Genomic DNA, 11,516 nt, shown 5'->3' on the forward strand with positions numbered 1-11,516 from the left:
GTGGCGACGAACCGATCGAGTGGTCCGCCGTCGGAGCCGAGCTTTTTGCTCGCACGGGTCCTCTACGCGGTATGTCGAGCGTCAGCGACACCTACATCCAGAACCGCCAGCGCGTCCAGCCGACCCACACCAACAACTACGAGTCGGCCCACGGGGGCAACGTCGTCAAGTGGATGGACGAGGTCGGCGCGATGTCGGCGATGCGCCACGCCGGCGAGACGTGCGTCACGGCGAAGATCAGCGAACTCGACTTCAAGCGGCCGATCCCGCAGGGCGACACCTGCGTGATCGAGTCGTACGCCTACGCCGCCGGCCGGACGAGCGTGCGCGTCCGGCTCCGGGCGTTCCGCGAGTCGCCCCGGACCGGCGATCGAGAGCTGACGACCGACTCCTACTTCGTCTTCGTCGCCGTCGACGCGGAGGGATCGCCGACGCCCGTCCCCGAACTCACCGTCGACGGAGAGCGCTGCCGGGAACTGCGCGACGACGCGCTCGCGGCCGAGCCGGACGAGGAGTAGTCGGCGACGAGGGAAGGCGCGGGCGACGACTGCAATCCGAGGGAGCGTCGACGACTGAACACGTTCATCGACGATACTCCATGTCTTCGAGATCGGGTCAGCTCCATCGAGATCGTGGCGACTGATAGATTCCGATCTCTCCGTAGTCGATACAGGCGGAGGAGTAAGCGATTGCCCGTGCGGTGGCGCGCCTCCGAGTGCCCGAGAGGGCGCGAGGAGCCCGCGAGGGACGTCGCGAACGGTGCGAGGTGCGAACGAAGTGAGCACCTCGGTAGCGAGCGGTGAAACCGCGAGCAGTGAGCGACGAGGCTGGGGAGGTGTGAGGTGCGGGACGGTTGCGGTTCGGGTGGGACTCAAAGGGGCAGTCGCGAGGGCGAAGCACGGCGACGCAAGGACCGCAAGGAGGGAGCGGTAGCGACCGACTGAGGACCACAGCGAGCCGCGCAAGTCCTCGCGACTGGGGCTTTGACAATGGTCACCGCGCCAGCAACGATCTCATTCTCATCACCCCGATCCCCCGCGAAACATCCGTACCACCAGCACCGTTCATCGAGCACCCGCTTCACACGAGGACGATCTAACAAAGAATTTCAACGGGATCATCGGTTTCGAACGGTCGCGAACGAGACGATTGGCGTGGATTCTCTCGAATCGAAACGACCACAACGTTAAAGTCAAATCGAATTATCTCAATACGTATGGAGATACTCGATCGACTGTTCGGCGGCGGTGAGACGAACGACGACTGCTGTGACGTGCGTATCGAGGAGATAAAGGCGGATAGCGACGGAGAGGAAGCATGAGCGAGCGACCCGAACGAGAGAATCCATCGAATATGACCAATCAATCCGACGGCGAACGGGACGGAACCGGCGACGGGATCGACGACGGAACCGGATCGACGAGCGCGACGCTCCGACGGCTCGAGGAGGGGAGCGAACGAGCCTGCTGTGCGGGGTCGGTCGTCGACGATCGCCGGCCCGACCCCGAACGGGTCGCGAGCGAGGAGGCGGTGTTCAAGGCGCTCGCGAACGAGAAGCGGCTCGCGGTCGTCCACGCGCTCCGTGACGGCGAACTGTGCGCCTGCGACCTGGAGGCCGTCCTCGACGCGCCGCAGTCGACGGTCGCCACCCACCTCCGGAAGCTCCGCGACGCGGGGATCGTCCGGACGCGCAAGGACGGGAAGTGGACCCACTACCGGATCGCCGACACCGCGAGCCTCCAACTGATCGACCTGGCCGCGGCGCTGGGGCGAGAGCCGTGATCCCGCCGGGCACCGAGGCGGCGCTCGCCGACTCGTGGGAGTACTTCCTCCACCTCGCGGTCGTCCTCACGCCGCTCTTTCTGGGGGCCTCCTTCCTCGTCGGGCTCGCCCAGGAGTACCTCCCGCCCGAGCGCGTCGAGACGCTGCTTCGATCTCGCGACCACGGCAGCGGGAACGTCCTCGCGGCGGGGTTGGGAGCCGTGACGCCCTTCTGTTCGTGTTCGACCGTGCCCGTGCTCGCGGGACTGTTGAGCGCGGGCGCGCCGCTCGGCACCGCCTTCTCCTTCCTTCTCGCCTCGCCGATCGTCAACTGGATCGCCGTCGTGCTGCTGTTCGGGCTCTTCGGCCCCGCGGTGACGATCGCGTACGTCGCCGCGGCGCTCGCGTGCGCGGTCGGCGGCGGGCTGGTCGTCGGATCGCTGGATCTCGACCGCTACGTCAAGGACGTGCGGATCACCGCGGGCGACCGGGAGACGGTGACCGACGGCGGGACGGCCGCGGCCGGCGGCTGTTGTGACCCCGATCCGACGCCGTCGGGCGGGTGCTGTGAGCGCGACGCGGCCGCGACGACCCGGACCCACGTCGAACGGGTCTCGGCGGCCGGCCGTGGGGCGCTCTCCTTCTTCCGCGACACGCTTCCGTACCTCCTCGTGGGGATCACGATCGGCGCGCTGATCCACGGCGCGGTGCCCGTCGAGGCCCTCCAGCGGGTGGCCGGACCGGGGAACCCGCTCGCGACGCCGCTCGCGGCGCTGGCGGGTGCGCCGATCTACGTGAGCCTGAGCGGCATGCTGCCGATCGCCCACTCGCTCGCCGAGACGGGGATCCCGATCGGGACCGTGATCGCGTTCGTGATCGGCGGCGCGGGGGTCAGCATCCCGAACCTGATCCTGTTGAACGAGCTGTTCGAGCGCCGGCTGTTGGTCATCTACGCGACCACGGTCGTCACGATCGGCGTCGTCGTCGGCGTGAGCTTCGACACGGTGCTCGCGGGAGTCCTCTAGCCGCTGGACTTCGGGCCCGACCGCCTCCCCGCACTCGCCGCTTCCTCGGGGCTTTTGCCCCGAGAGCCCGAACGACGAACCGATGACGACCACACCCGACGAGATAGACCTCGAGTTCGTGAAACTCGACGGCACCGGCCTACACACCAGCGAGCTCCAGTTCGGAACCTGGCGGTTCGGCAAGGAGAACGAGGCGGGCGAGATCGAGATCGGCGAGGAGCGCGCGCACGAGCTGCTCGACGCGTACGCCGACGCCGGGGGGCGCTACGTCGACACGGCCGACGTGTACGGCGGGGGCACCTGCGAGGAGTGGATCGGCGACTGGCTCGACGGACGCGACCGCGAGCGCTACACGATCGCCTCGAAGATCTACTGGCAGATCCGCGACGGCGACCCCAACAGCCGCGGGACGAACCGCAAGAACCTCCGACACCGGCTCGACGCGCTGCTCGACCGGCTCGGCACCGACTACGTCGACGTACTCTACATCCACCGCTGGGACGACGAGACCGACGCCCGAGAGCTGATGAAGACCCTGAACGGGTTCGTCGAGTCCGGGAAGGTCCACTACCTCGGGGCGTCGACGCACCGACCGAACGCCTGGAAGGTCGCCCGTGCCAACGAGATGGCCCGCGCGGAGGGATGGGAACCGTTCACCGTGCTCCAGCCGCGGTACAACCTCGTCGACCGCGAAATCGAGGGCGACTACCTCGAGTTCGCCCGCCAGCGGAACCTGGCCGTCTGTCCGTGGAGCCCGCTCGGCCAGGGCTTTCTCACCGGCAAGTACGACCGCGACGAGGACCTCCCCGAGGAGTCGAAGGTGGCCGCCTCGAGCCGGTTCCGGGACGCCTACCTCACCGAGGAGAACTTCGACGTCCACGACGAGCTCGACGCGGTCGCGGCGGAGGTCGACGCCTCGCCCGCGCAGGTCGCGCTCGCGTGGCTCTCCCACCGCAACGGCGTCACCGCCCCGATCGTGGGCGCGCGCACCGTCGACCAGCTCGAGGAGAACCTGGCGGCCGCATCGATCGACCTCTCCGACGAGCAGGTCGACCGGCTCACGGAGGCGAAGGCGAGCCCCTACGAGGGGCTGTAGCGGAGTGTCATAGAACGGGTAGCATCCCCGTGTCGCTTCCGGAAGTCGGTCAGTACAGGGTATGAACTTATCAAAAATAGGTCCTCAGCGCGAACATAACGATGAACGCGCTAACTGCACCCACTAATCCGACTTCAACTGAGCTGTCGCCAAGAATGACAAGTCCGAGTAATGTGCCGACGGCGATGGCGAAACCGGATACGAGAGGACGACGAATGTTGGCCATTATGTCAGGTCTTCTGCCGACATTGAAAGTGTTTCCGAGCAATGAGAGTCTCTTATACGGTCCGGCTATCAATACGCAGGCGGGCCCTCACCGATGGTTCAGCTGTCGAATCGCGAAATAAACCATCTGAATACGTGTTCTATGATTTCTCCATCGAACTCCACCGCGTGTCACCGCTCCCGTTCGAGTTCCCGCTCGATCCCGTCGAGGTCCTCGGTCTCCAGTTCGCGGGCGATCCGACGCTCGAACTCCGCCTCGTCGATCTCGCCCTCGACGTACTGCCGACGGAGCCGCTCCTGGCGGTCCGCCGCGTCGTCGACGTCGACCGACGCGGACGACCGCGACCCGCCGACCGAGTCGGTGGACCTCGTCCCGTCGTCGCCGCTGGAGAGCCACGATCCGACCTTGTACGCCACGTAGACGATCCCGACCAGGACCGCGAGGGTCACGGCCGCGGAGACGACCGCCCAAGCGAGACTGAGGATCGCCGAGACGATCGAGACCACGACGCTCACCGCGATCAGGACGCCGATCGCGACCGCGGCGTAGTAGAGGGCCCGCTTCGAGTCCATGATCGGAGATGGCGGCCTCGCGCACAAATACGTTCTCCCGGCGACCGTATCCGTTCTCCCGGCGACCGTATCCGTTCTCCCGGCGACCGCGACCGCTCGCCCGCGGGGCCGGCCGCTCCCGGTCCGTGGATCCGCGGCGTCAGAAGGCTTATGCCGATCTATCTCTCTCTCCGAACGAATGGCACCGAACGCGTTTCGAACGATCCCCGAGGGAGTTCCGATCGAGACGCGAACGCGGGCTCCGAGCGGGACCCGCCCGTGACCGGGATCCCGTCCGCGATCGACCGTCGAACGGTCCTCGGTGCGGTCGCCGGCCTCGGGAGCGCCTCGGTCGCGGGGTGTTCGGCGCTCCGGCGGGAGGCCGACGGCGACGCGGCGGAACTGGACGCGGACCGGCTCTCCGAACTCGCCGAGCGGTTCGCCCCGACGCTGTACTTCGACGTCCACGAGCCGTGGTTCCCGACGGACCCGCGTCCGTACACGAGCGAGCGCGACGGCGAGACGGTCGTCGACGGCTTCGACGCGCTGAACGGATATCACGAGCGGTTCGAGGGGACCGCGGGCGATCCGGAATCGTCGCCGACACCGCCCGATCCGACCGTGTTCTACCACGGCGTCGCGTACGAGGACTCCCCGCTCGACGCCGTCCAGTTCTGGTTCTACTCCGCGTTCGACCAGTTCACGACCAACTTCCACTGGCACGACTGGGAGGTGCTCCACGTCTTCGTCGACCGCGAGACCGACGAACCGCAGCTGTACGTCGCCAGCTCGCACTCGCGGCGGATCCCGAACAACGAGTTCCTCGACCCGGACCCCGCGGTGGTCCCGCGGATCCTCCCGGAGCTCGGCTCGCACTCCTCGACGCTGTCGGTCAACGAGGTCCCCGACCGGTTCCAGCGCATTAGCGCGGACGGGCTGCTCGCCGACGTCACGAACTCCGCCATCGAGGGGGTCGAGGACCTCGCGGAGGTGCCGCTCGCCTACGGGCTCCCCCGCGACGAGGGGGCGCGGCTCCCGTTCGTCGTTCCTGAGTACGAGGGCGAGCCCGTCTACGAGCACGACCGACTGCCGGCGGTCGATCCCGAGTCGCTGGTCGACGACGCGCTCACCGTGCGCTCGCTCGACGCGCTGGCGTCGCCGCCGACCGATCTCCCGCTTCGCGAGACCGGGATCGCGTTCGAGCGCGCCGGGCGCGGTGGCGACGATGACGGCGACGCACCCGACGGCCGAAGCGCGACCGTCGCCTACGACCTCGTCGAGACGGCCGAGCTCGAGGGGATAGACGCGTTCGTCGGCCCACAGTTGAGCTTCGAGTTCGCGGTCCCGCGGACGGTCGAGGACGCGGTCGCCGGCCACATCACGACGACGGGCGTGCCCTGGGAGCAGCCCCGCTACGACGACCCGGCGGCGGACATCACCGCGCCGAACCACCGCGCGGAGCTCGCGGACCGGTACGACGCGATCGGCGAGCCCGCACCGGTGAACACGGTCCTCACGCGGGTGACCGAGGCGATCACCAACGACGACGCGCCGGAAAACGAGGGGTTGACGACCACGGACGCCGGCGTCGAGGCGGTCGCACTGCTCGAGAGCGACCCGGAGGCGGTGCCGACGTTCGGCGGCGTCGCGGTCGTCCGCGACGTCGAGCCGGGCGAGCACCGGCTCACGGTCAACGGCGCGGGTCGAGCCCCGCACAGCGAGCGGGTGACGGTTCCGGACGCCGGATCCGACGAGACTGACGACGACGGGAGCGGAGGCGACGGCGACGCCACCGACCGGGTGACGGCCGCCGGGGTCGACGGGGAGGTCCCGCTCGTCGCGCGCGAGGACGCCACGAAACTGGAGGTCACGGACGAGGAGGCCGAGACCGACGTGGTCGAGACGGCCGTCGAGGACGACTTCGCGGGCCGGATCTACGCGTCGCCCGTCGACGACGGGACCGACGCCGTGTACGTCCACGCCGGCGGCGCGTACACGACCGAGGTGCGCGACGCCGCCGACGAGGTCGGCGCGTACCGAGTTAATCCGGATCCGGAGTCCGACGACGGGATCCGGATCGAGCGTCCGGAGACCGGGGCGGCCCCGCTCGCCGGCTACGTCGCCGACGTGGCGGAGGAGACGCGCGCCGCGGTCGCGGCCGCGGCGGGGAGCGATGCCGGCGACGACGATGACGACGATTCCGGCGGCGGGAGCGGTGGCGGCTCCGGCGGTGGAAGCTCCGGTGGCGGCTCCGGCGGTGGAAGCTCCGGCGGCGGCCCGTCGAACGCGGTGAACGGGCTCGAGCGAGCCCTCGCCGCCGCGGTCGCGGCCGCACGGCGGGCCGAGGAGCGCGCTCGCGAGGGCGACGGCGAGGGAACGGAGCGCCAGCTGGCGAACGTGCTCGAACGGATCGCCCGGATCGAAGAGCGGCTCGCGGCGGCACGAGAGGGACTTCCGCCCGGACTCGCGAACGCGACGGGGAAGCGGGTCGAGCAGGCGACGCGACGCGTCGAGCAGGCGCGAAACGCCGAGAAGCTGTAGGCGTCCTCGCCGGTTCGACCGCCCCGGTCCGACCCCGCCGGTTCAGTCGCCCTCGCCGTACCGCTCGACCACGTCGCCGATGGCGGGGTCGATCCCGTCGACCTCCCCGCCGGCCCGCATCCCGCTCTCGGTGTCCTTCAGTCCGTTCCCGGTGACGACGACGACGACCGACTCGCCGGACTCGACGATCCCCGCCTCGCGGGCCGTCCGGAGGCCGGCGACCGGGGTGGCGCCCGCGGGCTCGGCGTAGATCCCCTCGGTCCGTCCCAGAAGCGACTCCGCCGCGAGGATCTCCTCGTCGCTCACGAGGACCGACTCGCCGCCGCTCTCCTCGAGCGCCGCGCAGGCCTTCACCGTGTTCCGCGGCCGGCCGACGGAGATGCTGTCCGCGACCGTGTCGGCCACCTCGTCGACGTCGTCGTGCTCGTGGAACGCGTCGTGGATCGCGCTCGCGCCCTCGGCTTGAACGCCGAGCATCCGCGGGGTCTCCTCGACGAAGTCAAGATCCGCGAACTCCCTGAACCCCTTCCAGCCGCCGGCGATCGTACAGCCGTCGCCCATCGAGAACACCAGCCAGTCGGGGACGTCGCCGCGGGTCCCCTCGGCGAGTTCGTGGCCGACGGTGCGTTTCCCCTCCACTTGAAACGGGTTGACGGCGGCGTTGCGGTTGTACCAGCCGAACCGCTCGGTCACTTCCATGCTCAGGTCGTACGCCTCGTCGTAGCTGTCCCGGACGCCGAGCACGTCCGCGCCGTAGACGAGCGGCTGTGCCAGTTTTCCCTCGGGGGCGTCGTCGGGGACGAACAGACGACAGTCGAAGCCGCCGCGGGCCGAAAAACCGGCGAGCGACGCGGCCGCGTTTCCGGTGGAGGCGCAGGTGATGACGTCGAGCCCGAACTCCCGCGCCTTCGTCAACGAGACCGCGGTCGCCCGATCCTTCAACACGCCCGTCGGGTTGCGGCCGTCGTCTTTCACGCGGAGGTCGACGCCGAGTTCCTCGCCCAACCGTGGCGCGTCGAGGAGCGGCGTTCCGCCCTCGCCGAGCGTCACGGGCTCGACGCCGTCGGCGACCGGGAGGAACGCCCGGTACTTCCACTGCGAGTCGATACGTCCGTCGAGCGGCTCGTCGAACCGGTCGAGGACGCGATCGTAGTCGTACGTGACGTCGAGGATGCCCTTCACCCCCGGATGGTTCGGACACGTGTAGATCACCTGATCGGGGTCGTACTCCGCGCCGCAGAGCGTACACTCCAGCGTTTCGACGTGGTCCATGTACGGAGGTCGGGGAGGGAACACGAGAACCTACTGGTCGCCGCACCCGTGGATGGAAAGCTATACGACGGCGACCGCACCACGAGTATATAAGCAGATGTCTCAGGAGGCTTACGACCACACCGCGGTCGAGAGTCGGTGGCAGGAGGCGTGGGCGGACGCCTCCGTGTACCGCACGGCGGACGACGTCGACGACCCGACGTACGTCCTCGGGATGTACCCGTACCCGTCCGGAAAGCTCCACATGGGTCACGTCCGCAACTACACGATCACGGACGCGTACGCTCGCTACCGCCGGATGCGCGGCGACGACGTGCTCCATCCGATGGGATGGGACGCGTTCGGCCTCCCCGCCGAGAACGCCGCCAAGGAGCGCGACACGAACCCCCGCGACTGGACGTTCGACTGCATCGACACGATGCGCGGCCAAATGAAGTCGATGGGGTTCGGCTACGACTGGGACCGCGAGATCACCACCTGTACCCCCGAGTACTACGAGTGGAACCAGTGGCTCTTCTCGCGATTCTCCGACGCTGGTCTCGTCGAGCGCCGCGAGGCCGAGGTGAACTGGTGTCCCTCCTGTGAGACGGTGCTGGCCGACGAGCAGGTCGAGGGCGACGCGGAGCTGTGCTGGCGGTGTGACACGCCCGTCGAGACGCGCGACCTGGACCAGTGGTTCCTGAAGATCACCGAGTACGCCGACGAACTCCTGGAGGCCATCGACGACCTGGAGGGGTGGCCGAATTCCGTGCGTCAGATGCAGCGCAACTGGATCGGCCGGCAGCACGGCAGCGAGGTCGACTTCCGGATCGAGGGCCACGGCTCCGTCCGCGCGTTCACCACCCGTCTCGACACGATCCACGGCGCGACGTTCTTCGCGCTCGCGCCCGACCACCCGATAAGCGAGGAGCTGGCCGCCGAGGACGACGCGGTCCACGAGTTCGTCCGCCACGAGGCCGACCCCGACGGCGACGAGCCGAACGGCGTCGAGACGGGGCTGACCGCCACGAACCCCGTCACCGGCGAGGAGATCCCCGTCTTCGTCGCGGACTTCGTCCTCTCGGACGTGGGGACCGGCGCGCTGATGGCCGTGCCGGCCCACGACGAGCGCGACCACGCGTTCGCGACGAAGAAGGGCGTCGAGATCCGGCCCGTGATCGCCCCCGAACCCGACGACTGGGACGGGGAGACGATCCCGGACGCGCCCGACGTCAGCGAGGCGGCGTTCACCGACGACGGCGTCCTCGTCGACTCCGGCGAGTACGGCGGCCTCGACAGCGAGACCGCCCGCGAGCGGCTGACCGAGGAGATCGAGGGCGCCGAGGAGAGCACCCAGTACCAGCTTCGCGACTGGGGGATCTCCCGCCAGCGCTACTGGGGGACGCCGATCCCGGTCGTCCACTGTGACGACTGCGGGCCCGTCTCGGTGCCCGACGAGGACCTGCCGGTGGAGCTGCCGGAGTTCATCAACACGACCGGCAATCCGCTGGACGCCGCCGAGGAGTGGAAGGCGACGACGTGTCCCGACTGCGGCGCGGCCGCGACCCGCGAGACCGACACGATGGACACGTTCGTCGACTCCTCGTGGTACTTCCTGCGGTACGTCTCGCCGGACCTGGCCGACGCGCCCTTCGATCTCGACCGCGCCAACGACTGGATGCCGGTCGACCAGTACGTCGGCGGCATCGAACACGCCGTGATGCACCTGCTGTACTCGCGCTTCTTCACCAAGGTGCTCGCCGACGAGGAGGGGCTCGACCACCGCGAGCCGTTCACGAACCTGCTCGCGCAGGGGATGGTCCAGCTGGACGGCGAGAAGATGTCCAAATCGAAGGGGAACGTCGTCTCTCCCCAGCGGATCGTCGAGGAGTACGGCGCGGACACCGCCCGGCTGTTCATGCTACAGGCGGCCCAGCCCGAGCGCGACTTCGACTGGTCCGAGGAGGGCGTCAAGTCGACGCACCGATTCCTGGCCCGCCTCTCGGACCTCGTCGAGGGGTACGCCGCCGGCGACGTCGCGACGGTCGGCCGCGACGCCGACCGCGACACCGTCGACGAGTACGTGGCCGACGAGGTCGACGCCGCCGTCGCCATCGCCGGCGACGAGTACGACGACCTCACGTTCAACGTCGCGCTGCGTGAGGCCCAAGACCTCGTCCGGACGCTCCGGAGCTACCGCGAGCACGCGGAGCCGCACCCGGACGTCTACGAGCGCGGGCTGGACGTCGCCGTCCGGCTGCTCGCGCCGGTCGCCCCGCACCTCGCCGAGGAGCTGTGGGAGACGCTCGGCCGCGACGGGTTCGTCGTCGAGGCCGACTGGCCGAGCGCGACCGCCGACCGCGAGACCGTCGAACGTCGGCGACGGCTCGTGGCGAACACGCGCGAGGACGTCCGCGACATCGTCGAGGTCGCCGGGATCGAGGATCCGGAGCGGATCGACGTCGTCGTCGCCCCCGACTGGAAGTACGACGCCCTCGAGATCGCGATCGACAGCGACGCCGACAACCTGATCTCGGAGCTGATGCAGGAGAGCCACATCCGCGCGCAGGGCGACGAGGCGGCGTCCTACGGGCAGGACCTCCAGGCGGAGCGGGAGGCGCTCTCGGGGACCCTCTCCGGCGACGAGGAGTACGCCGCGCTACGCGCGGCCGCCTGGCTGATCGAGCGGGAGTTCGACGCGCCGGTCGTCGTCGAGCGTGCGAACGACGCGCCCGACGACGTGGCCCGGAAGGCCGAACCCGGTCGCCCCGCGATCGACATCGCGGAGTGATCGGGCAGTCCGGTCGACGGGGTGAGCGATCGATCGTTGCGGCGGGGACACCGCAGCGAAGGAGCAACGGGACCGAGCGAGGCGCACAGCGAGCCGCGCGAGTCGTGCGAGGGCGACCGAAGGGAGCCCTCGAATAGCGAACGGCCGCGAGGCGCTCCTCGCCTCTGGAAGCCGGCGGCTCCGCCGCCGGCGAGGGAGCCGTGAACCGAGCGGCTGGGGCGTTGGCGGTGTTCACCGCGCCGGCAACGATCCCGGACCGATCGATCCGATCACG

General features: G+C 69.2%; 8 protein-coding genes. 6 read left to right on the top strand and 2 right to left on the bottom strand.

The window, feature by feature from the left end:
* Positions 1-71 precede the first annotated feature (71 nt).
* The 4 genes from NO889_RS02845 to NO889_RS02860 all read left to right on the top strand — a co-directional run bounded on the left by NO889_RS02845 (position 72) and on the right by NO889_RS02860 (position 3,882).
* A complete protein-coding gene (locus NO889_RS02845; protein ID WP_256410752.1) occupies positions 72-518 on the top strand; it encodes an acyl-CoA thioesterase in 447 nt (148 codons plus the stop codon).
* Positions 519-1,353: 835 nt separating this feature from the next.
* The gene (locus NO889_RS02850; protein ID WP_256410753.1) at positions 1,354-1,782 is read left to right on the top strand and encodes an ArsR/SmtB family transcription factor; all 429 of its coding nucleotides are present in this window, start codon (positions 1,354-1,356) and stop codon (positions 1,780-1,782) included.
* Complete coding sequence (locus tag NO889_RS02855; RefSeq protein ID WP_256410754.1) at positions 1,779-2,786, top strand: permease; 1,008 nt, start codon at positions 1,779-1,781, stop codon at positions 2,784-2,786. Before NO889_RS02850 ends, NO889_RS02855 begins: the two co-directional genes overlap by 4 nt.
* A gap of 82 nt (positions 2,787-2,868) precedes the next feature.
* Positions 2,869-3,882: an aldo/keto reductase gene (locus NO889_RS02860; RefSeq protein WP_256410755.1), complete on the top strand. Its 1,014-nt coding sequence runs from the start codon at positions 2,869-2,871 to the stop codon at positions 3,880-3,882.
* Between the two features lie 396 nt (positions 3,883-4,278).
* Here NO889_RS02860 and NO889_RS02865 read toward each other — a convergent pair whose 3' ends face one another.
* Positions 4,279-4,680 (bottom strand): SHOCT domain-containing protein, encoded by a 402-nt coding sequence (locus tag NO889_RS02865; RefSeq protein WP_256410756.1) that lies wholly within the window; start codon positions 4,678-4,680, stop codon positions 4,279-4,281.
* Between the two features lie 150 nt (positions 4,681-4,830).
* Here NO889_RS02865 and NO889_RS02870 point away from each other — a divergent pair, with 150 nt between their 5' ends.
* On the top strand, positions 4,831-7,200 hold the full coding sequence (locus NO889_RS02870; protein ID WP_379786948.1) for a hypothetical protein: 2,370 nt from the start codon (positions 4,831-4,833) through the stop codon (positions 7,198-7,200).
* A 42-nt stretch (positions 7,201-7,242) separates the two neighbouring features.
* On the opposite strand, the gene thrC is transcribed toward NO889_RS02870, so the two are convergent.
* On the bottom strand, positions 7,243-8,472 hold the full coding sequence (gene thrC, locus NO889_RS02875; protein WP_256410758.1) for a threonine synthase: 1,230 nt from the start codon (positions 8,470-8,472) through the stop codon (positions 7,243-7,245).
* Positions 8,473-8,569: 97 nt separating this feature from the next.
* Between thrC and leuS the strand changes: the two genes are divergently transcribed.
* Positions 8,570-11,242 carry a leucine--tRNA ligase gene (leuS, locus tag NO889_RS02880; RefSeq protein ID WP_256410759.1) on the top strand — a complete coding sequence of 891 codons (2,673 nt, stop codon included), beginning with the start codon at positions 8,570-8,572 and terminating at the stop codon, positions 11,240-11,242.
* The last annotated feature ends 274 nt before the right edge of the window (positions 11,243-11,516 follow it).

The sequence above is a fragment of the Halorubrum rubrum genome (assembly GCF_024494685.1).
Lineage (GTDB): Archaea > Halobacteriota > Halobacteria > Halobacteriales > Haloferacaceae > Halorubrum > Halorubrum rubrum.